At 63.6% G+C, this 24,103-nt stretch carries 23 protein-coding genes; 8 read left to right on the top strand and 15 right to left on the bottom strand.

Annotated elements, in window-relative coordinates:
* Positions 1 to 75 precede the first annotated feature (75 nt).
* From FBAL_RS17610 to FBAL_RS17630, 5 genes are read left to right on the top strand one after another with little or no spacing between them, the layout of a single operon-like run.
* Positions 76 to 1,533, top strand: coding sequence for an RNA polymerase factor sigma-54 (locus FBAL_RS17610; RefSeq protein ID WP_013346946.1), 1,458 nt, complete (start codon positions 76 to 78; stop codon positions 1,531 to 1,533).
* A gap of 26 nt (positions 1,534 to 1,559) precedes the next feature.
* The gene (gene hpf / locus FBAL_RS17615; protein ID WP_013346947.1) at positions 1,560 to 1,847 is read left to right on the top strand and encodes a ribosome hibernation promoting factor; all 288 of its coding nucleotides are present in this window, start codon (positions 1,560 to 1,562) and stop codon (positions 1,845 to 1,847) included.
* Positions 1,847 to 2,293 (top strand): PTS IIA-like nitrogen regulatory protein PtsN, encoded by a 447-nt coding sequence (gene ptsN / locus FBAL_RS17620; RefSeq protein ID WP_013346948.1) that lies wholly within the window; start codon positions 1,847 to 1,849, stop codon positions 2,291 to 2,293. The genes hpf and ptsN overlap by 1 nt, the downstream gene beginning before the upstream one ends.
* Complete coding sequence (rapZ, locus tag FBAL_RS17625; RefSeq protein ID WP_013346949.1) at positions 2,290 to 3,138, top strand: RNase adapter RapZ; 849 nt, start codon at positions 2,290 to 2,292, stop codon at positions 3,136 to 3,138. Before ptsN ends, rapZ begins: the two co-directional genes overlap by 4 nt.
* Before the next feature lie 3 nt (positions 3,139 to 3,141).
* On the top strand, positions 3,142 to 3,411 hold the full coding sequence (locus FBAL_RS17630) for an HPr family phosphocarrier protein (protein ID WP_013346950.1): 270 nt from the start codon (positions 3,142 to 3,144) through the stop codon (positions 3,409 to 3,411).
* A gap of 3 nt (positions 3,412 to 3,414) precedes the next feature.
* Here the strand turns inward: FBAL_RS17630 and FBAL_RS17635 are convergent, their stop codons facing one another.
* Together FBAL_RS17635 and FBAL_RS17640 are read right to left on the bottom strand one after the other, a co-directional pair.
* Entirely contained in the window at positions 3,415 to 3,885 is a 471-nt protein-coding gene (locus tag FBAL_RS17635; protein ID WP_013346951.1) for a DUF4174 domain-containing protein, read from the bottom strand.
* 59 nt (positions 3,886 to 3,944) lie between these two features.
* Positions 3,945 to 4,601, bottom strand: a complete 657-nt coding sequence (locus FBAL_RS17640; RefSeq protein ID WP_013346952.1) for a hypothetical protein — start codon at positions 4,599 to 4,601, stop codon at positions 3,945 to 3,947.
* An 82-nt stretch (positions 4,602 to 4,683) separates the two neighbouring features.
* On the opposite strand from FBAL_RS17640, the gene FBAL_RS17645 reads away from it, so the two are divergent.
* Entirely contained in the window at positions 4,684 to 4,938 is a 255-nt protein-coding gene (locus FBAL_RS17645) for a DUF2845 domain-containing protein (protein WP_013346953.1), read from the top strand.
* A gap of 53 nt (positions 4,939 to 4,991) precedes the next feature.
* Positions 4,992 to 6,596 carry a Na/Pi cotransporter family protein gene (locus FBAL_RS17650; RefSeq protein WP_013346954.1) on the top strand — a complete coding sequence of 535 codons (1,605 nt, stop codon included), beginning with the start codon at positions 4,992 to 4,994 and terminating at the stop codon, positions 6,594 to 6,596.
* Positions 6,597 to 6,654: 58 nt separating this feature from the next.
* On the opposite strand, the gene pmbA is transcribed toward FBAL_RS17650, so the two are convergent.
* Positions 6,655 to 7,992 carry a metalloprotease PmbA gene (gene pmbA, locus FBAL_RS17655; RefSeq protein ID WP_013346955.1) on the bottom strand — a complete coding sequence of 446 codons (1,338 nt, stop codon included), beginning with the start codon at positions 7,990 to 7,992 and terminating at the stop codon, positions 6,655 to 6,657.
* A 132-nt stretch (positions 7,993 to 8,124) separates the two neighbouring features.
* On the opposite strand from pmbA, the gene yjgA reads away from it, so the two are divergent.
* Complete coding sequence (yjgA, locus tag FBAL_RS17660) at positions 8,125 to 8,640, top strand: ribosome biogenesis factor YjgA (RefSeq protein ID WP_013346956.1); 516 nt, start codon at positions 8,125 to 8,127, stop codon at positions 8,638 to 8,640.
* Between the two features lie 36 nt (positions 8,641 to 8,676).
* On the opposite strand, the gene FBAL_RS17665 is transcribed toward yjgA, so the two are convergent.
* The 12 genes from FBAL_RS17665 to FBAL_RS17720 form a co-directional block, all read right to left on the bottom strand.
* Positions 8,677 to 9,825, bottom strand: a complete 1,149-nt coding sequence (locus FBAL_RS17665) for an ABC transporter permease (RefSeq protein WP_013346957.1) — start codon at positions 9,823 to 9,825, stop codon at positions 8,677 to 8,679.
* A complete protein-coding gene (locus FBAL_RS17670) occupies positions 9,822 to 10,892 on the bottom strand; it encodes an ABC transporter permease (protein WP_013346958.1) in 1,071 nt (356 codons plus the stop codon). The genes FBAL_RS17665 and FBAL_RS17670 overlap by 4 nt, the downstream gene beginning before the upstream one ends.
* 3 nt (positions 10,893 to 10,895) lie before the next feature.
* Positions 10,896 to 11,870 (bottom strand): HlyD family secretion protein, encoded by a 975-nt coding sequence (locus FBAL_RS17675; RefSeq protein WP_013346959.1) that lies wholly within the window; start codon positions 11,868 to 11,870, stop codon positions 10,896 to 10,898.
* Positions 11,870 to 13,192 (bottom strand): TolC family protein, encoded by a 1,323-nt coding sequence (locus tag FBAL_RS17680; RefSeq protein WP_013346960.1) that lies wholly within the window; start codon positions 13,190 to 13,192, stop codon positions 11,870 to 11,872. The genes FBAL_RS17675 and FBAL_RS17680 overlap by 1 nt, the downstream gene beginning before the upstream one ends.
* 148 nt (positions 13,193 to 13,340) lie before the next feature.
* Positions 13,341 to 14,789 carry a metalloprotease TldD gene (gene tldD, locus FBAL_RS17685; protein WP_013346961.1) on the bottom strand — a complete coding sequence of 483 codons (1,449 nt, stop codon included), beginning with the start codon at positions 14,787 to 14,789 and terminating at the stop codon, positions 13,341 to 13,343.
* A gap of 27 nt (positions 14,790 to 14,816) precedes the next feature.
* Positions 14,817 to 15,641 carry a carbon-nitrogen hydrolase family protein gene (locus FBAL_RS17690; protein WP_013346962.1) on the bottom strand — a complete coding sequence of 275 codons (825 nt, stop codon included), beginning with the start codon at positions 15,639 to 15,641 and terminating at the stop codon, positions 14,817 to 14,819.
* Positions 15,544 to 19,563, bottom strand: a complete 4,020-nt coding sequence (locus FBAL_RS17695) for a YhdP family protein (RefSeq protein WP_013346963.1) — start codon at positions 19,561 to 19,563, stop codon at positions 15,544 to 15,546. Before FBAL_RS17695 ends, FBAL_RS17690 begins: the two co-directional genes overlap by 98 nt.
* Entirely contained in the window at positions 19,560 to 21,047 is a 1,488-nt protein-coding gene (gene rng, locus FBAL_RS17700) for a ribonuclease G (RefSeq protein WP_013346964.1), read from the bottom strand. The genes FBAL_RS17695 and rng overlap by 4 nt, the downstream gene beginning before the upstream one ends.
* Before the next feature lie 39 nt (positions 21,048 to 21,086).
* Positions 21,087 to 21,644: a Maf family protein gene (locus tag FBAL_RS17705; RefSeq protein WP_013346965.1), complete on the bottom strand. Its 558-nt coding sequence runs from the start codon at positions 21,642 to 21,644 to the stop codon at positions 21,087 to 21,089.
* Position 21,645: 1 nt separating this feature from the next.
* Entirely contained in the window at positions 21,646 to 22,137 is a 492-nt protein-coding gene (gene mreD / locus FBAL_RS17710) for a rod shape-determining protein MreD (RefSeq protein ID WP_013346966.1), read from the bottom strand.
* Positions 22,134 to 22,955 carry a rod shape-determining protein MreC gene (mreC, locus tag FBAL_RS17715; protein WP_013346967.1) on the bottom strand — a complete coding sequence of 274 codons (822 nt, stop codon included), beginning with the start codon at positions 22,953 to 22,955 and terminating at the stop codon, positions 22,134 to 22,136. The genes mreD and mreC overlap by 4 nt, the downstream gene beginning before the upstream one ends.
* Before the next feature lie 10 nt (positions 22,956 to 22,965).
* On the bottom strand, positions 22,966 to 24,009 hold the full coding sequence (locus FBAL_RS17720) for a rod shape-determining protein (protein WP_013346968.1): 1,044 nt from the start codon (positions 24,007 to 24,009) through the stop codon (positions 22,966 to 22,968).
* Positions 24,010 to 24,103 lie beyond the last annotated feature (94 nt).

Genomic DNA, 24,103 nt, shown 5'->3' on the forward strand with positions numbered 1-24,103 from the left:
TGGCGGGGGCTTTCCCGGCCGGGGGTTTTCGACGACACCAGGGAAGCATCGCGTGATAAGGATCGACGCTCGTTGATGAAAACTTCGCTCCAGCTAAAACTCGGCCAGCAGCTGACCATGACGCCGCAGTTGCAGCAAGCCATCCGCCTGCTGCAGCTTTCGACGCTGGATCTTCAACAGGAGATCCAGGAGGCGCTGGAATCCAATCCGCTGTTGGAATCGGCGGAAGAGCTGGACCGCGAGCTCGACGGCGACAGCAATGACAGCCTCGACGATATTCCCGCCCCCAGCACCAACAGCGATGAGCTGGAAACCTCCGAAGCCCTCAATCAAACCGAGATGCCTGACGACCTGCCGGTCGACAGCACCTGGGACGACGTCTACAGCGCCGCCCCGGCCGCCAGTGCCGGCATCAGCCGCGACGACGACAACCTGTACCAGGGCGAAACCAGCGATGACCTCCACAGCCACCTGATGTGGCAGATGGAGCTCACACCGATGAGTGACACCGACCGGGCCATCGCCACCACCATCATCGATGGGGTGGACGAGTACGGTTACCTGACCGTCACTCTGGAGGAGATCCTCGAAGCCCAGGGTGACCCGGAGCTTGAGCTGGATGAAGTGGTCGCGGTACTCAAGCGGGTACAGCAGTTTGACCCCATTGGCTCCGCCTCCCGTGACCTGGCCGAATGCCTGCTGATACAACTGGCCCAGTTCACGCCGGACACCCCCTGGCTGGCTGAAGCCCGCCTGCTGTTGATCGACCATATGGATCTGCTTGCCAACCGGGACTTTCGCACCCTGATCCGGCGCACTAAACTCAAAGAAGATGAGTTAAGGGCAGCCATGCAACTGATCCAGTCGCTGAATCCACGTCCCGGCAGCAGCATCATTTCGTCGGAAGATCAGTATGTGATCCCCGACGTCTCGGTGAGCAAAAAGCAGGGCCGTTGGGTGGTCGAGCTCAACCCCGATGCCACCCCAAAAATCCGCATCAACGAACAGTACGCGGCACTCTCCCGTGGCGCCCGCAATGCCAGCGACAGCCAATTTGTGCGCGGCCACTTGCAAGAAGCCAAGTGGTTTATCAAGAGCCTGGAGAGCCGCAACGACACCCTGCTTAAGGTGGCCAACTGCATTGTGCAGTTCCAGCAGGGGTTCCTGGAGTATGGCGACGAAGCGATGAAGCCGATGGTGCTGAACGACGTCGCCGAAGCGGTGGATATGCATGAATCCACCATCTCCCGGGTCACCACCCAGAAGTTCATCCATACCCCGCGCGGTATCTTTGAGCTTAAGTATTTCTTCTCCAGCCACGTCAGCACCGACAGTGGCGGAGAGTGCTCCTCCACCGCAATCCGTGCTTTGATCAAGAAGCTGGTGGCGGCGGAGAACCCGAAAAAACCGCTCAGTGACAGCAAGATGGCACAGCTTCTCGCGGAGCAGGGAATTCAGGTAGCGCGCCGCACCGTGGCCAAGTACCGGGAAGCCCTCTCCATCCCCCCGTCGAACCAGCGTAAAAGCTTGTAACGACGCGATACCAAGGAGGTCACCTTATGCAGATCAACCTTACCGGGCATCACATCGAGATCACCGACTCACTGCGGGACTATGTCCACAGCAAGTTTGTGAAACTGGAACGCCACTTTGACCACATCAACAATGTGCACGTGGTATTGAACGTCCAGAAGCTGCAACAGATCGCCGAAGCCAAACTGCACGTAAACGGGGGAGAGGTGTACGCCACCCATGAGCATGAAAACATGTATGCGGCTATCGATGGGCTGATCGACAAACTCGATCGGCAGGTAATCAAACATAAAGAGAAACTGTCCCGGCACTGATGGAGATCACCGAGCTGTTATCCCCGGAGCGGACGCTGTGCGCCGCTCCGGGGCTAAGCAAGAAACGGGCATTGGAACTGATCAGCGAGATCGCCTCGCAGCAGTGTCCTGACCTGCCCAAACACGAACTGTGCGAAAGCCTGCTGGCCCGGGAAAAGATGGGCAGCACCGGCATCGGCAACGGCATCGCCCTTCCTCACGGTCGGCTGAGCAAACTCACTCAGCCCATCGCCGTGTTGGTGAAGAGCGACGAGCCCATTCCCTTCGACGCCATCGACGGTAAGCCCGTGGACCTGCTGTTCGCCCTGTTCGTGCCCGAATCCGAACACCAGCTGCACCTGGCCACTCTGGCCGAAGTCGCACGCAAGCTCAGCCAGAAGGAGGTCTGCCGGGCATTGCGTAAAGCCACCGACAACCACACCCTGTTTGAGGCCATCACCCAGTGAAACTGATCATCCTTTCCGGCCGTTCCGGCGCAGGCAAATCCGTCGCCCTTCGGGTAATGGAAGACCTGGGCTACTACTGTGTCGACAACCTGCCTTTGGAGTTGATGCCTGCGCTGCTGAAAAGCCAGAAAGGGCTCAACGAGAAGGTGGCGGTCAGCCTGGATATCCGCAACCTGCCACTGGAAACCCTCGATGTGGCGCGCCTGAAGCAGCGTCTGGATGACAGCATTGAGGTCACCATCTTCTACCTCGATGCCTCCGACGACAACCTGCTGCGCCGCTACAGCGAAACCCGGCGCATGCACCCGCTGTCGCGGGATGGCAGTACCCTGGCGGAAGCGATCGCCCTTGAGCGCCAACTGCTGGAACCTCTGGCGGACGAGTGCGACCACCATATCCGTACCGACGACCTGTCCGTGCACCAGTTGGCCGACACCCTGCGTGAGCGCCTGCTGGGCAAACCGGAAGGGGAGATGATGCTGGTGTTTGAATCCTTTGGCTTCAAGCACGGCATGCCGAAGCAGGCCGACTACCTGTTTGATGTGCGCTTCCTGCCCAACCCACACTGGGACCCGGCTCTGCGCCCCCTCACCGGCAAAGATGAGCCGGTCCGGGACTACTTCCGCCATCAGGACAGCGTCACCCGTTTTATCGACCACACCGAACGCTTCCTGCTGAACTGGATGCCGATGCTGGAACGCAATAACCGCGCCTACCTGACCGTGGCCATTGGCTGCACTGGCGGCCAGCATCGCAGCGTCTACATCGCCGAGGCGCTGGGCCAGCGCTTTGCCGCTTACCGTCCGCAGGTTCAGGTGCATCACCGCGAGCTGAAAGAGGAGTAAGCGGTGCTGGAGCGTCGGGTTACCATCATCAATAAGCTGGGTCTGCACGCCCGCGCTGCCACGCGACTGGCGCAACTGGCGCAGACCTTTGATGCCAAGCTCACGCTCACCCAGGGCGAACAGCAGGCCACAGCCGACAGTGTGCTTGGCCTGCTGCTGCTGCAGAGTTGCCAGGGCAAAGAGGTGCTGATCCAGGCCGAAGGCCCCCAGGCAGAGCCCGCGCTGGACGCGGTCTGCCAATTGATTGCCGCCCGTTTCGACGAAGCGGAGTAACCCCTACATCCGCCCCATGCCACGCTCATGCATCCGCATCGGCATGGCGTCGATCAACTCAAACAGCTCCGCTTCGTCCACCGGCCGGTCCTGGTGCATTTTGACCTCGCCATCCTTGCCGATCAGCACCAGAGTGAAGCGGTCATTGGGCGCGATAAAATCTTCCCGCCACTGCTGCGCGTCCGAGTGGGGCAGGTCCCGCCCCTCCATCGACACCGACTCTCCCACCACTTCAAACACCAGCAGATCCCGCTCACGCAGACCGGCCAGCATGCCGTCCAGGTGTGCCTGCTGATCCTGCCAATGGGGGTGCTGATCGGTCGGAGTAAACACCACCAGAGCGCGATGGTGCCAGCGCAGGGAGTTGAGCGGATCACCCTGCACGGTAACGGGCATGACGGTCGGGTGCAGGGAAAGCATCAGAATGGCGAGGCCGATCCCCCGCCCAATCAACGACAACAGAAAGGTGAACATGGCGCCTCCTCCACCGACGTTACGGCGGTGATACCATTCGAAACGCAGCCACGGGTGGATCAGATCGATCGTTCTGGCTGGCCGAACCGGGCAATCCACAGCATCAGAAACAGCTGGCCGTTGAGTAACAGGAACAACCACCACTCAAAGGCGTCCTCCCATCGCTCATAGGCTTCGCTCCACAAACCGTCCCACACCAACGTCAACAGCGCGATGGCCAGGATCAGGGTGGCCAGGCCCAGCACCCGGTTTCCGGCCCAGCGCCAGGGTTCAGCCCGGTACAGGGCGGCCCCTATCGCCACCTGAACCAGATAGGTGAACAGGATAAATCCGGCAATGCCCACCCGCCGAATCACCGGGAAATGGCCAGTGGCGTGGCCCAAAGTCAGGGTATAGACCGCCAGCGCCAGGGACGCCAGCATCGCCAGTGGCAACACCAGTGGCCCGGGCGACAGCCCGCGCTGCTGCAGCCACCGCGCAGCCTGCCACCAGAACACGGCCAGCAGCAGGCAGGCGGGCAGCATCAGCCCCTTAAACCACCAGTAAGCGCTGCCGTGGCGCCCGGTGCGACTGATGCTGACGCAATCCGCCCAGTAGGGATTACAAGCCGGGATCCAGGCCTCCCACAGGCTCAGGCCGTAGCTGAGGTGGGTGGTCAGCAGCGGCAGCAGTGCCGCCAGCAATCCCAGTCGCCAGTGTTGTCGTTCGCTCATCATCGCTAGGGATAGTCCAGCAGGGGCGTAGACTCAATACCACCCCGGACTTCCGCCCCATAACGCCATGTCCAAGAGCCTCCTGATGTTGCTGCTGACGCTGCTCACCTTCCCCGCCGCCAGCTATCAGAAAACCCTGCCATCGGTTCGCTGTGGCACCCACCTGATCCGGATTGGCGACAGCCTAAGCGCCCTCAAGCGCGTCTGCGGTAAACCCCTCGCCATCGACAGCGCTGGCCAGCAGGGCAAGGACTACAGCTACCAGTTTGGCCGCTCCGGTGCCATCACCCTGATCCGGGTCAAACAACATCGCGTTACCCGCATTGTGATGGTCAGGTAACTCCTTTTCAGCGACTAGGCTTTAGCTAATCCCCTCAAAGCAAACGGCTTGTTATGGCGCACAACCCTCTGGCCGCCGTGCTGGAAGCCATGGGCGGGCTTGGCCTGTTCCTGTTGGGCATGCTGGTGATGACCGAGGCGCTCAAGCGCCTGGGTGGTGCTGCCATGCGACGCGCCCTGATGCACTACACCCGAACCCCGGCCAGCGGTGCCCTGGCCGGCTGCCTCAGTACCGCACTGCTGCAGTCGTCCAGCGCGACGACGGTGGCGGCGGTGGGGTTTGTCGGTGCCGGCCTGCTGAGCTTCCCCCATGCCCTTGGCATCGTCTTTGGCGCCAATCTGGGCACCACCGTCACCGGCTGGCTGGTGGCCCTGGTGGGGTTTCGGTTTAAGCTGACTCTGGCGCTGATGCCGCTGTGTCTGGTGGGGGTGGCCCTGAGACTCTTTGCCCCGCCCCGTTGGGGCCAGGCCGGGCTGGCACTGGCGGGCTTTTCCCTGATCTTTGTCGGCCTGGGTACCCTGCAGCAGGGGATGAGCCACTGGGACCCGGGCACCGCCCTGGTCAGTCTGGGGGAGAGCCGACTGGCACTGGTGCTGTTCGGCATCCTGTTTACCCTGATCACCCAATCCTCCAGTGCCGGTGTGGCCACCACCCTGGTGGCCCTGCATTCGGGATTGATCGCACTGGACCAGGGACTGGCACTGGTGGTGGGCATGGACATCGGAACCACCGCCACCGCAGCGCTCGCCACCATCGGCGGTTCCGCCGCGGTTCGGCGCACCGGCTTTTCCCACGTCATCTTTAACCTGTTTACCGGGATTGGCGCGCTGCTGCTGATCAGCCCCTATCTGCAACTCTGTCAGCGGCTCAGCCTGCTGGGGGGCGACCCGGAGCTGCTGCTGGTGGCGTTTCACAGCTTGTTCAACCTGATGGGTGTCCTGCTGGTGTTGCCGCTGACTCCGGCCTTCTCGAGACTGATGATGCGACTGGTGCCGGACCCGTCCGACGCCAGCGCGATGGTGTTGGAGCCTGCCTGGCTGGAGGATGCCCCCCGGGCACTCGGGGCCGTATTCAAAGCCAGCCAGCGTCAGCTTGCCGGTTTGTCTCGCCACCTCTCCGCCCTGCTCGGCGGTAAGGGGCAACGGCAAAACCTGCAGACCTTGAAGCTGCAGATGTTGCAGAGCCGGGACTATCTCGACCATCTGCATCTGCCCCCCAGCGCCAACAAAACCTGGACCGTGCTGCTGGCGTTGATTGCGGTGCAGGACCACCTATACCGTTTGCTGGAGCGCTGCGAAGAGGAGGAGGAGCGGGCCCTGACGGCGCGCAGCAGCATCAGTCTGAAGCGGGAAGCGAAGCAACTGCTGGAACAGGTGGAGCACCTGCTGCCCGCCCTGTCCGACGCCCATACAGGCCGCTCACTGGCCCCCCTGGCTGCGGCGATGCAGAGCCTGGCGAATCATCTGCAACAGAGCGCTTCGGCGGCGCGGCTGGAGGTGATGGGCCGGATTGGTCAGGGGGAGCTGGATCTGCCCAGCGGCACCCAACGACTGGAAGCGATACGCTGGCTGGAGCGGGTCAGTGCCCACCTGGCCAAAGTGCTGCACCTGCTGGAGCAGGCTCAGCAGCATCTGGGCGAAGCCGCCCGCCCGGTCTGAACCGGAAAACAAAACGCCGCCCTTCGGGGACGGCGTTTTCCGTTCGCTGAGGCGGCGCTCAGTTGCCGGCAATCTTCATGGTATCCAGCAAGATTGGGCCGGTCTGCAGGCTGTGTCGCGGGTCAACATCGGAGCCGATGGCCACCATGGAGCGGTACATCTGCTTCAGGTTACCGGCGATGGTGATCTCATGAACCGGGTACTGGATCTCGCCACTCTCAACCCAGAAACCGGCCGCGCCGCGGGAGTAATCGCCGGTCACGCCGTTGACGCCCTGGCCCATCAGCTCAGTGACGTACAGGCCAGTGCCCATCTGCTTAAGCATCGCCGCCAGATCACCGCCGTTGCGCTTCACCTGCCAGTTGTAGATGCCACCGGCGTGGCCGGTGTTGGTCATCCCCAGTCGGCGGGCCGAATAGGCGGTCAGCAGGTAGGACTTCAGCACACCATCGCGCACGATATCCCGGGCCTGGGTCGCCACCCCTTCCCCGTCGAACGGGGCCGAGGCCAACGCCATCGCCAGATGCGGGTTCTCCTCGATGCTGAACCACTCCGGGAACAGCTGAGTGTCGAGGCTGTCTTTGAGGAAGCTGGCATCACGGTAGAGGCTGGCGCCGGAGATGGCGCCCACCAGATGGCCCAGCAGGCCGGTGGCCTGGTCGGCACTGAACAGCACCGGCACCTGGCAGGTGCCGATCTTGCGGGCACTCAGACGAGCCGCGGTATCCAGGCCAGCCTGACGACCCACCTGCTCCGGCGATGCCAGGTCCTGGAAACGACGGGCCACGGTATAGTCGTAATCCCGCTCCATGCCCTGCTCATCCTGGCCAATCACCACGCAGGAGAGGCTGTGGCGTGAGCTGGCGTAGCTGCCGATAAAGCCGTGGCTGTTGCCGTACACCTTGATCCCTTCGTGGCTGTTAAAGCTGGCGCCATCGGAGGTGACGATACGAGGATCGGCGGCCATCGCGGCGGCTTCGCAGCGGCTGGCCAGCTCGGCGCCCTGCTCCGGGGTGAATGACTCAGGGTGGTAGAGATCAAGTTCAGGCAGCGAAGTGGGCATCCGGTCGGCGTCCGCCAGGCCGTTAAAGCGGTCGGCGGTGGTTTGAGCGGCGATGGTGGCGGCGGCTTTTACCGCGGCGCGGATGGCCTCCTCAGACAGGTCCGAGGTTGAGGCATTGCCCTTGGCACCCTCACGGTAGACGGAGATCCCCAGCGCCCCATCCTTGTTGAACTCCACGGTCTCCACTTCACCACCGCGGGTGGAAACGGACAGGCCCTGCTGCTTGTGGATGGCCACTTCGGCTCCATCCAGGCCAAGGGCCTTGGCGGCATCCAGGGCACAGGCAACCGCCTGTTCCAACACCTTTTGCTGTTGCGCTAACGGCTCACTCATCGGTCAAACTGCTCTCGGTTCATCGAAGCAAACAGGATAACAGAGCCCGCCCGTCGCGTCCTGCTGTGCATTAGCGCGATCTGTGGGCCCACCATCTGGTAAAATAGGCGTTTTTAGCCTCCGGAGTGAACCATGGTGGAGTACGAGGATTATTTCGAGGACGATTTCGTCAGCAAAAGCCAACTGAAGCGGGAGGCGGAAGCGCTGCAACAGCTGGGTGAAGATCTGCTCTCCCTCACTAAGGCCGAGCTGGCCAAGGTTCCGCTGGATGAAGATCTGGAAGCGGCGTTTGCCCTTGCCCACAAAATCAAAGGCAAGCACGAAGCCTACCGTCGTCAGGTGCAGTACATCGGTAAGATGATGCGCAGCCGCGACCCGGAACCGCTGCAGGAAGCTCTGGATAAGATCCGCAACAAGCACAACCAGGCCACCGCCGAGTTCCATAAGCTGGAACTGCTGCGCGATCGCCTGCTCAGCGGCGGTAACGATGCCCTTCAGGATGCCCTGAATGAGCACCCTGCCCTGGCCGAAGAGATGCAGCGTCTGCGTCAGCTGATCCGTCAGGCGGCCAAAGAACTGAAAGAGAATAAGCCCCCGAAATCCAGCCGGGAGCTGTTCAAGCTGCTGCGTAGCACGCTGCACGACTAAAAAAAGGCGGTCACTGACCGCCTTTTTTTGTGCCGGTTATCCGCCCACCGACTGGCGCATCAGACGCCGCTTCAGTCCCACCCAGGCCAGCACTCCATAGGCCAGTGCCTGACCCCAGAGGGTCCAGAGTTGCGGCATCAGCTCCGCCGGACTGGCGCCCAGCTGATTGAGCCGGATCATCGCCTGCATCATCGGCTCCGCCGGCACCAGCCCCCACAGCGCCACCAACCACAGCGGCAACGCCTCCACCGGCCAGACAAAGCCGGCGATAAACAGCAGCGGCATCGAACTCAGCACCAAAATCTGGCTGAGCAGGTCACGCCGGTCCACCAGAGACGCCAGGAAGATCCCCAGCGAGGCGGTGGCCAGCAGGAAGGGCAGCAACAGGCCCCACAACGCCACCAGGTTGCCCAGTAACGCCACATCGTAAAACGCCAGCGCCGGTCCCAGGTACCAGCAGGCCGCCAGCGCAAAGGCGGGCACCAGCAGGGCCACGTCAGAACTCCACAGCCCCGTGGCGGTCGCCGAACGCCAACGTCCGGGCCGGTTCCAGCGGCCGGTGCCAATCAGCGCGGCACAGATCAACATCAGCTGGTGCAGGATCAGCACAAACAGCCCCGGCAGTACATAGTTGAGGTAACCCAGCCCCGGGTTACTCGACGGCACCACGTTCAGGTCAACGCCGCCGAGGCGGCTGGTCTGCAGCGCATAGCCGTCACCGGCCAGCACCTGTCGCGCCACCCGCACCTGTGCCCCCAGCACCGTGGCAGCGGCCGTCACCGACTCGGCAATGGTGCCGTAGGGCAGGAAGTAGTTGGCGTTGGCCGCCACCACCAGCTCGCCGGACTGACTGCGGCGCAGGTCCCGCTCGAACCCCTGTGGGATCCACACCATCCCCGCCGCATCGCCGCTGAGCACCAGAGTGCGAGCCTGATCCAGCGAGGTCACCCGGGCGGTGATGGCCACCCCGGGGGTCGCGCCCAGCGCCCTAAGCAGGCGTCGGCTGGCCATCGAGTTGTCCTGATCCCACACCACCACCGGCTGTTCCGTTGTGACCTCATGCAGGTAGGGCGCCGGGTACAGCACCAGATAGACGCCGAGACCGGCGAAAAAGGTCAGCAGCAGGGCTTTATCCCGCCACACCTGGGCCAGTTCCTCCCGCCATAACGACCACCAATGGCTCATGGCAAACGCCTCCATAACCACCAGACGATAGGCAGCGGCAGCAGCAGCGGCCACAGTTCCAGCCAGGGCGCGGTGCCCAGCCCCCGGTAGCTTTGCAACAACGGCAGGTAGTGGCTGGAGGGGATAAGGTCCGCCCACCACTGGGCCAGCGTTGGCATGCTGCCGGTGGGCATGGTCAGCCCCATGTAGGTGAAGGCCGGGGTCAGCAGAGCCGCGCCGCTGGAAACCAGCTGCGCCGACTCACGGCCGGTCTTCACCAGCACCAGAGCCAGCGCCGTCAGCGGCACCATCAGCGGCAACAGGGCCAGCCACAGGGGCCACAATGGCGCATTGTGCGCCACCATCAGCAGGTCACGCATCCAGTAGATGCCCAATCCGGCCCAGCCCCACTGCAGCGCCAGCACGGCCCACAGCCAACGTCCGGGGGTCTGCCCGGCCGGGGGCTGAAAGTAAAGATTCAGCACAGAGAACAGCACCAGGATCTGCCAGATCGCGAGACACAGTCCGGGCAGCAGGAAGGCGGCGTAATCCATGCCCCGGTTGTTCAGGGCGGTCAGCTGGATCGACACCGGCGCCAGCTGTGCGGACAGCGCGGCGGCGGGCAGCCCTTTGGCCAACACCGCCAAGGCGCCCTGGCGCTGCAGGGCATCAGCCAGCGCTAACTGAATCGGGGCCTTCAGACGCTTGCCCATCAGCAGGTACTGGCCGTTGTAACGGACATCGAGGGTGGGAGTCAGGCCATGGCGCAGGTCCGCGCTGAAGTTCGCCGGCACCCGCACCTGGGCGTACACCTCACCACGTCGCAGGGCGTTAGCCGACGACACCGCATTGCCATGTTCCACCAGGCGGATGGCGGGCGTCGCTTCCAGCGCCCGGCTCAGTTCCCGCGACAGGGCACTGTGGTCCTCATCCAGCCAGGATACCGGCAGCTCCACCGGCGACCGGGCCGAGAAGATGGCGTACAGCAGCAGCCCCATCAACCAGGGCGCCACCAACAGCAGGAACGCCTGCCAGGGATCGCTTTTGGCCCACTGCCAGAGCCGGGACAGAGGCGCTTGCGCCGTCACGGCTTAAGGCTCCAGCAGTACGGTCATGCCAGCCCGCAGGCCAGCGATGGGCTGCAGCGGACGCAGCTCCACCTCAAAGGTGCGCATATCGAAGTCCGCGCCGCTCTCCGTGGCCCGCCAGGTGGCGAACTCACCCTGCACCGCACGATAGGCCACCTCAAACGGGAAACTGGCATCCAGCGCCGGGATCCGCAGGGTCACTTTGGCCCCGTTGGGGAAGTCGGACAGGCGGTCTTCCCGCACCTGGAACAGCGCCCAGGCATCGCCCATGTCCACCAGCGTCACCACCGGGAAGCCCTGGGGCGCCAACTCGCCCTCCTGCAGCAGCACCTGAGCAATCTCACCGGCTCGGGGCGCCCGCATCTGGCTGTCCGCCAGCACCGCCTGCACCTCGGCGAGCTGGCCCCGGGCGGCTTCCGCCTGACCCTGAGCCGCTTCGCGGGTCTCCTTACGGGCCCCCTCTTCCGCCATCTGGTACAACGCTTCGGCTGCGCTGGCCTGGTACTGAGCCGCCTGCCACTGGGCGTAGGCTTCGTCCCGCTTCTGACGTGCCACCACGCCATCGTCAAACAGGGCCTGCACCCGCTGGTAGGTGGCCTTGTACAGGTTGGCGGCAGCCAGGGCGCGCTGCCAGTCATCACGGGCGGCCTGGATCTGCTGACGACGGGCGCCGGCATCGGCTTCCGCCTCCATCGCCTCAGCGGCCTTCACCCCGGCCTTGGCCTGCTGCAGTCGCGCTTCCAGTTCCGGGCTGGACAGGGTGTAGAGCAGGTCGCCCGCCACCACCTTGTCGCCCCGGCGCACATTCAGCTCAGCAACACGGCCCGGCACCTTGGAGGAGACATGGTACTGGCGCGCTTCGATTTCGCCCTGCAACCGATAGGGCTTGGGCTGGTAGGCCTGGTACATGGCCCAGCCGCTCAGCACGGCCAACAGGGCGACGGCGCCGCCCACCAACAGAGTCTGGTTCTTGCTCATCAGGGCCCCATCCACTCAATCATTTGATCCATACTGCCGCCCAAAGTGGTGATCTGCGCCAGCGCCATCAGGTACTGGTAACGGGCACGGGCTTTGCCCAGCTGCACCTCCATCAGGCGCTGGTCAGCGTCGACCTGCTCCAGTGAGGTGCCCAATCCCTGGCGAAACGCCAGTTCACGCAGGCGGCGGTTCTCCCGGGCCAGCTGCTCAGCGCTGTCCAGGGCATTCAATTCGTAGCGGGCCTGCTCCAGGTTGGCGTACTGGGACGACAACAGCAGTTTCAGGTCCTGCTCGGTTTGCGCCTTGCGGTGGCGCGCTTCCATCTCGGCGCTTTTGGCGGCTTTAACCCGGTCACTGCGACCGTCGTTACTGAACAGCGGCACCTTAACCCGGATCCCCACCAGCCACTCCGGCTCCAGCTCCGACAACACGCTGTTGTCCTCGGCCAGGGTGTAGCTGCCAAACAGCCCCACTTCCGGCTTGTAGCGGCCCCGCTCTGCACTGATGCTGCCCTGAGCCTGGCGGGTTTTGGCGTCGAACAGCGCCAGCGCCGGATGGCCGCTGAGCATCTGCCGCTCCATTGGCCCCCGGGCCGGTGCCTGCTCCGGCAGGCTGTCGTGGGTCAACGGTTCCACGTTCTGCTGCTGCAACAGGCTGTCGAGCGCTTGCTGGGCCAGGTCACGCTGACGCACAGCCTGAGCCAGAGCGATGCGGGCTTGATCCAGCGCGACGGCGGCGTTCATCCGCTCAACGGCGGCGATCTGACCCTGCTGCTCGAGCTTTTTGGCGTTCCCCAGATGCTTCTCCAGTGCCGCCACCTGGCTCTGCCGCAGTGCCGCATTCTGGCTGGCCAGTTGCAGGCCGAAGTAGCGGTCCACCAGCACGGTAAATCGCTCCCGACGCTTGATCTCCTGCTCCTGCATGCGCGCATCCAACTCCGCCTGCTTGACCGCCTGAGCGGCCTGAATGCGGCCACCGGCATAGATCGGCCAACTGCCCACCAGCGAGGCGCGGTAGATCTCACGCTCGGTCAGCGGCAGCACCGGCAGCGGAAACGGCAAGCCCGGCAGGGAGGGGTTGAGGTCCAGTTCGATGGGGTCGTCCAGGTAGGCGTAGGTCCCGGACAGGGAGAGTTGCGGCAGACCCAGATCACCGGCGACATCGCGCTCGGCCTGGGCCCGGTCGGTGGCCAGTTGCTCGGCCTTCAGCAGGTCACTGGCGGATTGCAGCCGGGTCCAGGCCTCCGCCAGCGTCAGGGGGGCAGCGCTGACCGGCCCGGCCATTACGGCCAGCAGCAACGCCAGAGTTAGAGGGTGTCTCACGAGTCCCGCTCCCGATCAAAATTAGAGTAATTACTCTAGGGCATTATCCGGATCCAAACGATCCCTTGCAATGACCAAGGGTACACCCTTTTGAAAAAGCATAAAAAAAAGCGGGCCCTGCAGGCCCGCTTTTGCGATGTTCGTGGCGTTACTGGGTGCCGCCTACGGTCAGGCGGTCCAGCTTCAGGGTCGGCTGGCCCACGCCCACCGGGACGCTCTGTCCCTCTTTACCGCAGATGCCGACACCGTTGTCCAGGGCCAGGTCATTGCCCACCATGGAGATGGTCTTCATCGCTTCCGGGCCATTGCCGATCAGGGTGGCGCCCTTGACCGGGCGGGTCAGCTTGCCGTTCTCAATCAGGTAGGCCTCAGAAGCCGAGAACACAAACTTGCCGCTGGTGATGTCAACCTGACCGCCACCGAAGTTGGGGGCGTAGATCCCTTTCTTCACGGAACCGATGATCGCTTCCGGGTCATGCTCGCCAGCCAGCATGTAGGTGTTGGTCATGCGCGGCATCGGCAGGTGGGCGTAGGATTCGCGACGACCGTTACCGGTCGGTGCCACGCCCATCAGGCGGGCGTTGTGCTTATCCTGCATATAGCCCTTGAGGATGCCGTTCTCGATCAGCACGTTGTACTGGCCCGGGGTGCCTTCGTCATCAATGGAGAGGCTGCCACGACGGCCGGACAGGGTGCCATCGTCCACCACGGTGCAGTGCTCGGAAGCCACCTGTTCACCGATGCGACCGGAGAACAGACTGGAGCCCTTACGGTTGAAGTCCCCCTCCAGGCCATGACCCACCGCTTCATGCAGCAGTACGCCTGGCCAGCCGGGACCGAGCACCACCGGCATCTCACCGGCCGGGGCTTCGCCCGCTTCAAGGTTCACGCTGCCCTGGCGCACCGCTTCACGGCACAAGGCAAACGCGCGCATCTCACCGTTGCTGTCCAGCTCCAGCAGGCTGTCGTAACCGTAGCGCCCACCCATGCCGGCGGAGCCGCGCTCACGGCGGTCGCCTTCGGCCATGATCACCGAGCAGTTGAGTCGGATCAGCGGGCGCACATCCGCGGCCAGGGTGCCGTCAGACGCGGCCACCAGAACCTCTTCGTACACGCCACTGAGGGAGGCGATCACCTGGGTCACCCGGGGGTCGAGGCCACGGGTGTACTGATCCATCTCCTGCAGCAGCTTGAGCTTGGCGTCGGAGCCGAGGCTTGCCAGCGGGTCCAGCGCCGCATAGCGCGCTTCCGCCTGACGACGGGCCAGCGCGTTAACCTTGCCATTGCCCCCGGCCACTGCGATGCCGCGGGCCGCGTGGGCGGACTGGGTCAGCGCCAGCGCGCTGATCTCATCGGCGTAAGCAAAACCGGTTTTCTCGCCGCTGATGGCTCGCACACCTAGCCCCTTCTCGATATTGAAGGAGCCCTCTTTGACGATGCCATCTTCCAGCACCCAGGATTCATGACGACTGGCCTGAAGGTAGATGTCGGCGTAATCCAGGCTGTGATGATGCAGCTGTCCCAGGGCCTGATGCAGTGCGCCCTCGTCCAGTTCGGCAGGGCTTAACAGCGAGGTGGCAACGGTTTCAAAACTCACTCGTGATACTCCATCTTTGCGCCGGGCCTAGGGCAGCCGACGATGTTTCAGGGCGGGCAGCCGTTGGCGGATCTGCGCCATTTCGGCCGGGTCGATGCGGGCACTGACCAGCCCCTCGCCCTGAGCTAACTGGGCCACCACCCGGCCCCAGGGGTCCACCACCATGGAGTGGCCCCAGGTACGCCGACCGTTGGCATGTTGCCCCTGCTGGCCAGCCGCCAGCAGGTAGCACTGATTCTCGATCGCCCGGGCTCGCAACAACACCTCCCAGTGGGCTTCGCCAGTGGGTTCGGTAAAGGCGGCTGGCAGGGCGACCAACTCGGCGCCGGCATCGGCCAGCGCGCGGAACAGTTCGGGAAAGCGGACATCGTAGCACACCGCAATGCCGAGCCGTCCCAGCGGCGTATCCACCACGGTGATGCCCGCCCCCGGGTGGGTGTGGGTGCTTTCGCGGTAACGCCCGGTGTCATCTTCAACGTCGACATCAAACAGGTGGATCTTGTCGTAACGTCCGAGGCGTTGACCGTCCGGTCCGTACACCAGCGACGCGGCATAGGCCCGGCCATCCTCAGCCTGAATGGGCAGGGTGCCCGCCACCAGGTAGAGGCCATGTTGCTGTGCCAGGGCCGCCAGCTCACGCTGCATCGGCGCATCAGCGTCAGGCACAAGCTTGAGATCGGGTTCCGCCAGGCTGGCCCAGCCCCCTTCACTGCCAAAGCAGAGGGCACACTCCGGCAGCACCAGCAGGCTGGGCTCAGACCGGGTTGGGAGCTGGCTCAGCCAATGGCGCAGCCGGGTCAGGTTCTGACTCGGTTGGGGCTGACTGGTCATCTGCAGCAGGTGGCACCACATCCGGTGTTTCTCCTTGTCCTTGAGTGGGGGACGCTTCGGGCTTATCCAGCGCCTCGAGGATGCGGGCCTTCAGGGCCTCCACCTCGGCGTCATTGGGCGGCGCAGAAGCGGGCGCTTCCGGCAGGGCAATCTCCCGCTTGGTGCGATCCACTTCATTAAGAATAGGGTCATCCAGCGTGCCGGTCAGGTGGTACCGCACCTGGGTGATCACCTCCAGCACCGGCTCCAGCATCTTGCTGACGGCAAAGGCGCCCAGACCGATGGTCCAGGCTCCGGTGCTCATAAACACCACCGCCGGAACCGATGAGGTCAGGGCGGGTGAGAAGGCGATCAGGTAGTCCAGCTCACGGCTGGTCAGGTCAGTCCAGCCATTCACCCGTACCGTGCCCGCCACCGAATCCATCACGCTGTCGTTGGTACGCACGACACCGTCTTCAACCTGCACGGTGCCACCAAATCGGTTGAAGTGCAGGCCACTGCCAAACACGTCGGAGAAATCCAGCGACAGCTTACGCAGCAGAGACTCCATGCTGAAGATGGAGAGCAGGCGTGCGCCCCGGTCCGACATCTCAGACAGGTGGCCCTTGCCGAGCCGGTAATCGACGTTGCCGTCCAGCTCCGCCAGCTCCATCTGCCACGGCGCCCCGGGCCAGCCCAGGCCAAAGGTCATGGTCAGGTCAGCGTCCTGCACACTCTGGTTCAGGCCGAGGCGTTGCGCCAGGTCTCCCACATCCGGGCTGCGCAACTGCCCCTCAAAGGTGGATTGGCTGAGGCTGTTCCAGGGTTGCCACTGGCCGGTCATGGTCAGGCGGTGGCCGCCCTGGAACAGGTTGAACTGTTCAATCCGGTAGCCGTCCCCCTCGGGCTTCGCCTGCAACTCCGCCTGACCCAGTTGCAGCTCTCCCACACTCAGGGCGTTGACGCTGAGATCCAGTCGGGGCATGTCGTGGATCCAGGCTTTAGGCGCCGCCGGCATCGCCTTCTGCGGGTCCCGCTCCGGCAGTTCCAGTGCCAGTCGGTCCGCCACCAGGCGGATGCCCTCCTGGCGCAGGTCGTGACCGAAGGTGGCGGTGCCCAGCAGGTTGTCACTGTCGATCTGGAACACCCAGCCCTCGCTGGTGGGGCCGCCACTCACCAGCCCTTTACCCAACGCCATCTGATAGAGGCTCAACGCCTGGGCGCGCAGTTCAACCTGCTGCAACCCCGGAAACCAGCGACTGCCGCTGGGGTTGGGATTCTTGTAGGTGGCAAAGCTGCTGATCAGCGGCTCCCACGGCTCGATGGCCAGCTCGTCGCTGAGCCACTCAAGGTAGCCGCCGGGCAACACCGGACGGGCCGCCGGGGTGCCCAGCGCGATCTGGTAGGACTGGAAACCGGTGCCCACGCCAAAGTTCAGCTCACCACGGAACTGCGCGCTCTGGCCCAATGAGGCCAGCACTTCGGCGCCCTCGCTGTCGCCGGTCACCGCCAGTTTCAGGTTCTGCTGGGTTTCCACCTCTTTACCGAGCGGGGCCGGTAACTCGATGGCCAACCCCACCAGGTTGGAGCGCAGCTCTGCCTGGTACTCCACCCCGGATTCGCCAACCCGCAGGGCGATCTCCCCGCCCAGCGGCGCCCCGCCAATCAGGAATGGGTCCAGCGGGCTTTGCAGTCGCTCCGGCACCCTGGCCATCTGCCAGCGGCTGGCCAGATCGATGTCGACGGCGTAGGCCCCCTCCACCGGCGTACCGACGATGGACAGCTCAGAGGGTTGGTTGTAGATGCGTGCCTGCAGGCCATGCACCTCGATGTTGCTGTTGTTGAAACGCAGCTCACCGCGGGTCTGCTCCAGATCCAGCGCCAGCGGCACCACCGCCACATCGGTGTTCCAGAACGCCACCCGGCCACGCACCTGCTGCGGCTCATCTTTCACCTTGCTGCCCAGCGGGAAGCGCATATCCAGCGCCACCGGCAGGCGCTCGTTGATGCGGATGGTCTTCAGGGTGCCGCCGACGCTGTCCGCCAGGAAGCTGTCCTTCATCACCTCAATGGCGTCATCGCCATTGGCCAGCACGCTGCCCTCAATCTCCAGCACCGCGCGGCTGCTCAGGCTGGGGATGCCGACGTAGGCGCCCTCCACCGAAACCGGCCCCAGCATCCCTTTGCGAACCCAGAGATCCATGCTGGCGTTTTCAAAGCGGGCACTGAGCAATCCATCGGTCACCGCGGGCCAGTCCTTCAGGAAGTCGAACTGCAGGTCCTGCATGTCGAACTGGGCCAGGAACACGCCGTCGTTGTCCGCATAGGGGAACGCCTTCAGGTCGCCATGCCAGAGCAGCTGGGCGTTGTCACTGTGGCCCTGCTCCAGTGCCGCGGCCAGGTAATCCGACAGCCCTTCGCCCATGGCACGGCGGGGGAAGTAACGCCCCGCCTCGCCAGCGCGCTTCAGCTCAATATCGCTGTACAGCTGCAGTCGGGCCGGGCGATCTCCCCCCAGGCCAACGGCAGCGCGAAGCGTCAGCGCCAGATCCGGGTTTTCCAGCGCCAGTTGCGGCAGGCGCAGCTGGCCCCCCTGTTCGGTGTTGTGCCACTCACTGCGCAGTACCAGGCGATCCAGCCTGATGGGTTCAGGCAGTTGATCGGGCCAGGTCAGGGTGACGCTCTGCTCCGGCAGCACCAGTTCACCCCAATGATCAAACCAGCGGGCGGTGCCACTGACGCTGTCCAGCCCCGGCAGCGCGCCGCTGCTGTGCCAGTGCAGCTGTTCAAACGGCACTTCCGCATGCCAGTGCTCATCATCCCGCTGCACGCGGATGGGGCCAAACTGACCACGGGGATCCAGCGCCAGCAGCTCGCTCAGGCGTTGATGACCGATGCCGGGGATCAAGCCAAACAGCGGCTCCAGTCCCCGGGCTGGCAGGGTATCCAGCCACAGCGCCATATCCCGGTTGCGGTGACGCAGATGCAGATTGAGCGCGGGCCAGGCCTCGCCATTACTGGAGAAGGCCAGGTCCTGGCCCACCAGCTCACCGGCCACCCAGCCCTGGCCAGGGTTGGGGTGCCACTGCAGCAAACCGCTTTGCAGGGTCAGGGATTGCGGGCCATCGTGCTCCCAGCTCAGGCCGGTTTCACCAAACTGCACCGTGGCGCTGCGCAGCCCCTCCTCATCGAGGCTGGCCCAGGCTTCCATATTGAGGACGCCACTGTAGTTCAGGTCGTTGTCGGTCAGCTGACGCGCCAGCCAGTCGCCGATGTCCAGCTGCGCCGCTTTGACGTAAGCGCGGCCAAACAGGCGGCCGTCGAAGTGGCGGTTCAGTTCCAGCGCCAGGGTCAGGGTTTCGTCCTGATGGCGGGCAGCATCCAGATACAGCTGCCCCTCGCCCAGGTGGCGTCCATCGAGGTTTTTCCAGTTGAGGCTGGCCAGATAGATGGGGGAGAGGGCCGTGTCCCCCACCAGTACCCGGGCGGTGAGGTCACGAATCGAGAGGCGGCCCAGCTGGTTCAGCAGCTGCTCACGCAGCGGCGCCCAGTTGTTGCTGGCGCTCGCCTGATCCCGGGGTTGGATATTGATGCCCAGCTCAACGCCATCGATGGTGATGCGCTCGAGATAGGGACGCAGGTTGAGCAGGCTGGGCCAGAAGTCCAGCTGCAGCTGGGCGGTCTGGATGGTGAGGGATACCGGCTGGTCCGGCTGGGGGGCTACGCGCAGGCCGTGGATGGTGAGCATCGGCCCCTGGGGCTCCCAGCCCGCGCCGAGTTGTTCAATCTCCAGCTGGATGCCATAGCGCTGTTCAACGGTGTCGATCAGGTCCTGCCGGACGCTGTCCAGCTCCGGCAACAGGGTACGCACCAGGCTTACCAGAAGCGCCAGCGTAACCAACACGGCCGCGAGGCCATACCAACACCATTTGCCCAGTCCCTGGCCCAGCCGGATCAGGGTCACATCATCACCACGTCGAACTTATCCTGGGCGTACAGCGGCTCCGGCTTGATGCGCACCCGTTTGCCCAGGTACACCTCCAGCTCAGCCAGGCTGTGGGCCTCATCGCCCTCAAGGATCTCCTGCACCGCGGGCGAGACGTAAGCGACGAATTCGTCGGCGTCGTAGGCCCGGTCAACCCGAATGATCTCGCGGTACAGCTCGTAGCACACGGTTTCCACGGTTTTCAGCTGGCCGGTGCCGCGGCAGACCGGACACTCGCCACAGAGCACGTGCTCCAGACTCTCACGGGTGCGCTTGCGGGTCATCTCCACCAGGCCCAGCTGCGACAGTCCGCTGATGCTGGTTTTCACCCGGTCCTGAGCCAGCGACAGCTCCAGGTTGTGCAGCACCCGGTTTTTGTGTTCCTCCGACACCATATCGATAAAGTCGATGATGATGATGCCGCCGAGGTTACGCAGGCGCAGCTGTCGGGCGATGGCCTGGGTCGCTTCCAGGTTGGTGTTGAAGATGGTCTCTTCCAGATTGCGGTGACCGACAAACGCACCGGTGTTGATGTCGATGGTGGTCATCGCTTCGGTCTGGTCGATGATCAGGTAGCCGCCGGACTTCAGCTCTACCTTGCGTTGCAGCGCCCGCTGGATCTCGTTCTCCACATCGAACAGGTCGAAGATCGGCGCTTTACCGCGGTAGTGCTCCACCGCCGCGCTGGTCTCCGGCATAAATTCGGCCACGAACTCTTTGAGGGCTTCGTAGGTCAAGTGGGAATCCACCTGCACCCGGTCAAGGGTACGGGTGGCCAGGTCACGGACGATGCGCAGCGGCAGCGACGGCTCTTCATAGAGCAGCGATACGGACTTGCCGGGACGCTTGCGACGCTCAATCACCTTGCGCCAGACCCGGCGCAGAAACGCCGCGTCCTGAGCCAGTTCAATCTCCGACACCCCTTCCGAGGCGGTGCGGATGATGAAGCCGCCATCCTTATCGACAAACTGGCCGACGATGGATTTCAGGCGCTCGCGCTCCTGGGGATCTTCCACCCGCTGGGACACGCCAACATGGGCGGAGCCCGGCATAAACACCAGGTAGCGGGACGGCAGGGTGATGTCGGTGGTCAGGCGGGCGCCCTTGGTGCCCAGCGGGTCTTTGACCACCTGCACCATGATGTCCTGGCCCTGACGGACCAGCGAGACAATGTCCTCGGCGCGGAAAGCACGGGCATCCTCTTCATCAACGCACTCGGTATGCGGCACGATATCGGAGGCGTGCAGAAACGCAGCCCGCTCCTGACCGATATCGACAAACGCGGCCTGCATCCCCGGGAGTACCCGGGTGACCTTGCCGCGATAGATGTTACCGACGATGCCCCGACGGCTCCGCCGCTCCAGGTGCACTTCCTGCAACATGCCATGCTCCACCAGAGCCACTCGGCTCTCAGTGGGGGTAACGTTGATCAGCAGCTCCGCTGCCGCGCCTTGTAATGGCACCTTGCCTCCCAATCTACATTCTTGCCCAAATCCCCACGGTTACAGGGATTGAATCAGTTCCCGGGTTTCCACCAGAGGCAACCCCACCACGGCGGAATAACTGCCGTGGATGGCCCGGACAAAGTTGCCTCCCAGCCCCTGGATGCCGTAGCTGCCGGCTTTATCCGCCGGCTCGCCACTGTCCCAGTAGGCGGCAATCTGTGCTTCAGTGAGCTCGCAAAACTCCACTTGCGTGGTGATCACCTGGCTGCGGGTTCCCTCCGGCAGCGCCAGGGCAATCGCCGTCATCACCTGGTGACGACGTCCGGACAGGCTGGCCAGGGTGGCCAAGGCGTCCGCACGGTCCCGGGGTTTCCCCAGAATACGACCGTCGAGCACCACAATGGTATCAGAGCCAAGAACCGGGCGCGGGGCTTTCGCCAGGGCCAGCCCGGCTTCGGCCTTTTCCCGCGCCAGGCGCTCTACCAGCTTCTCCGGCGCCTCGTCCGGCAACGGGGTTTCATCGATGTCCGGCGTCAGGATCTCGAAATCAAACCCCAGTTGGCTCAGCAGTTGCTGACGGCGGGGCGAAGAGGAAGCCAGGTAGAGTGCGGTCATGTTATCGGATCTTGAATTGCCGACGGATGCGGCGCAGCAACCAGAACACCCAGGGCCACAGCAATGGGGTAATCAGTACCGGCTGCAGATACACCCAGTCGATGGTGATGGCCGGGTTGCTCAGGTACTCGGCCCAGTACACCAGCAGATGCAGCAGCAGTGACAACGAGGCCACCACCAGCAGCTGCTGGAACAGCGCAAAATGACGCAGCTTCTGATACTGCATCGCCACCAGGTAGGCGGTGATGGAGAGGGCCAGGCCACGCACCCCAAGGGTGCCACCCACCAGCACATCCAGCACCACGCCAACAAAACAGGCGGACAGGATATTAAAACGATGCGGCAACGCCAGCACCCAGTAGCTGACCGTCAGCAGCACCCAGTCGGGGCGTGCTGCGGCGACCGCCGGAGGCAGGGGCATCACCTGAAGTAACAGGGCCGCGAGGATGGTCAGCCAGATGATGGCCCGACCGGACGCGCGTTCGTGACTCATTCTGGCGCCTCCTCAGTCCACAACAGCAACAGATAACGCAGCCGATCCAGATCGGCGTTGGGCTCAGCCCGGACGATGGCAAAGGTCTGCCCTTCGGTGCGCTCCACTTCGGTCACCCGGGCCACCGGATACCCCTCAGGGAAACGGCCACCCAAACCGGAGCTGTTGAGCCAGTCACCCACCTGAATGTCGGTGTTCATCGCCACGTGGGACAGTTCCAGCAGGTCAGTCCGGCCGGAGCCATGCGCCACGGCACGGACGTCGTTACGCGCCACCCGCACCGGAATGGCGTGGGTCAGATCAGAGATCAGCAGCACCCGCGAGGTGGTTTGCCCCACTTCGACCACCTGCCCCACCACGCCCTTGCCGTCCAGCACCGGCTGGCCAACATAGACACCCTGACGGCTGCCCTTGTCAATCAACACCAAGTGCTTAAACGGGTCCTGGTCGACGCTCATCACCTCCGCCACCATACGACGGGAGTCGTGCCGGGTCGGCGAGTCGAGCAGCGTGCGCAGGCGTTGGTTCTCCTGCTCCAGGTGTTCGAGGCGTTGCAGACGCTCACTGATCAGCAACTGCTGCTGGTGCAGGGCGTCGTTCTCGCTCAGCAGTTGCTGGCGAGTCGCGAGGTTGCGAGACAGGTTATCGAGCAATACCGATGGCATCGCTGCCAGGTACTGGATGGGACTGACCAGGGTGGTCAACGCCGCACGGGCGGGCGCCAGCTTATCGTTCAGTAAGACCAGGGCCAAGCAAAACAGTACCGCCAATAGAAGGCGGTACTGCAGGGATAGGCCTCGGAGAAAAAAAGGCTTCATGGACGATCCGTTACTCGTCCGAGAACAGATCACCGCCGTGCATGTCGATCATCTCCAGCGCTTTACCACCGCCGCGGGCCACACAGGTCAGCGGGTCATCGGCCACCACAACCGGGATACCGGTCTCTTCTTGCAGCAGGCGGTCCAGATCTTTCACCAGCGCGCCACCACCGGTCAGCACCATGCCGCGCTCGGAGATGTCGGACGCCAGTTCCGGCGGAGACTGTTCCAGCGCCGTCATCACCGCGCTGACGATGCCGGACAGCGGCTCTTGCAGCGCTTCCAGGATCTCGTTGGAGTTCAGGGTGAAGCTGCGCGGAACCCCTTCAGCCAGGTTGCGGCCGCGAACTTCCAGCTCACGCACTTCGTCGCCCGGGTAAGCGGAGCCGATTTCGTGCTTGATGCGCTCAGCAGTGGCTTCACCAATGAGTGAGCCGTAGTTGCGGCGCACGTAATTGATGATCGCTTCGTCAAACTTGTCGCCACCAACACGAACGGAGGAGGAGTAGACCACACCGTTCAGGGAGATGATGGCCACCTCGGTGGTACCACCACCGATATCGACCACCATGGAACCGGTGGCTTCAGAAACCGGCAGGCCGGCACCGATGGCAGCGGCCATCGGCTCATCGATCAGGTAAACCTCACGGGCACCAGCGCCCATGGCAGATTCACGGATGGCGCGGCGCTCAACCTGGGTAGAACCGCAGGGAACGCAAACCAGCACGCGCGGGCTGGGGCGGAACACGCCATTGTTGTGCACTTGCTTGATAAAGTGCTGAAGCATCTTCTCGGTTACGTAGAAGTCGGCAATCACACCGTCCTTCATCGGACGAATGGCGGTGATATTGCCCGGGGTCCGTCCCAACATCTGCTTCGCTTCGTGACCGACTGCTGCCACGCTTTTCGGGCCAGAGGCACGCTCTTGGCGAATGGCGACCACCGAGGGTTCATTCAGTACGATGCCCTGATCTTTCACATAAATCAGGGTGTTGGCGGTACCCAGGTCGATGGAGAGGTCGTTGGAAAACAGACCACGAACTTTTTTAAACATGTGCCAGACCCGTATTAAATTCTGAGGGAGATGCGGAAAATCAGCTAACTTTACCAACGCCCTGCCCTATCCACAAGCCGCATCTGCTCTGGCT

The organism is Ferrimonas balearica DSM 9799 (genome assembly GCF_000148645.1).
GTDB classification, from domain to species: domain Bacteria; phylum Pseudomonadota; class Gammaproteobacteria; order Enterobacterales; family Shewanellaceae; genus Ferrimonas; species Ferrimonas balearica.

Coding starts and splice junctions, on each gene's coding strand:
- FBAL_RS17610 (WP_013346946.1), top strand. CDS start 76: ATGAAAACTTCGCTCCAGCTAAAACTCGGCCAGCAGCTGACCATGACG.
- FBAL_RS17705 (WP_013346965.1), bottom strand. CDS start 21,644: ATGACCGCACTCTACCTGGCTTCCTCTTCGCCCCGCCGTCAGCAACTG.
- FBAL_RS17645 (WP_013346953.1), top strand. CDS start 4,684: ATGTTGCTGCTGACGCTGCTCACCTTCCCCGCCGCCAGCTATCAGAAA.
- FBAL_RS17665 (WP_013346957.1), bottom strand. CDS start 9,825: ATGAGCCATTGGTGGTCGTTATGGCGGGAGGAACTGGCCCAGGTGTGG.
- FBAL_RS17640 (WP_013346952.1), bottom strand. CDS start 4,601: ATGATGAGCGAACGACAACACTGGCGACTGGGATTGCTGGCGGCACTG.
- yjgA (WP_013346956.1), top strand. CDS start 8,125: ATGGTGGAGTACGAGGATTATTTCGAGGACGATTTCGTCAGCAAAAGC.
- FBAL_RS17650 (WP_013346954.1), top strand. CDS start 4,992: ATGGCGCACAACCCTCTGGCCGCCGTGCTGGAAGCCATGGGCGGGCTT.
- FBAL_RS17720 (WP_013346968.1), bottom strand. CDS start 24,009: ATGTTTAAAAAAGTTCGTGGTCTGTTTTCCAACGACCTCTCCATCGAC.
- hpf (WP_013346947.1), top strand. CDS start 1,560: ATGCAGATCAACCTTACCGGGCATCACATCGAGATCACCGACTCACTG.
- mreD (WP_013346966.1), bottom strand. CDS start 22,137: ATGAGTCACGAACGCGCGTCCGGTCGGGCCATCATCTGGCTGACCATC.
- ptsN (WP_013346948.1), top strand. CDS start 1,847: ATGGAGATCACCGAGCTGTTATCCCCGGAGCGGACGCTGTGCGCCGCT.
- FBAL_RS17675 (WP_013346959.1), bottom strand. CDS start 11,870: ATGAGCAAGAACCAGACTCTGTTGGTGGGCGGCGCCGTCGCCCTGTTG.
- FBAL_RS17635 (WP_013346951.1), bottom strand. CDS start 3,885: ATGTTCACCTTTCTGTTGTCGTTGATTGGGCGGGGGATCGGCCTCGCC.
- pmbA (WP_013346955.1), bottom strand. CDS start 7,992: ATGAGTGAGCCGTTAGCGCAACAGCAAAAGGTGTTGGAACAGGCGGTT.
- mreC (WP_013346967.1), bottom strand. CDS start 22,955: ATGAAGCCTTTTTTTCTCCGAGGCCTATCCCTGCAGTACCGCCTTCTA.
- FBAL_RS17690 (WP_013346962.1), bottom strand. CDS start 15,641: ATGTGGTGCCACCTGCTGCAGATGACCAGTCAGCCCCAACCGAGTCAG.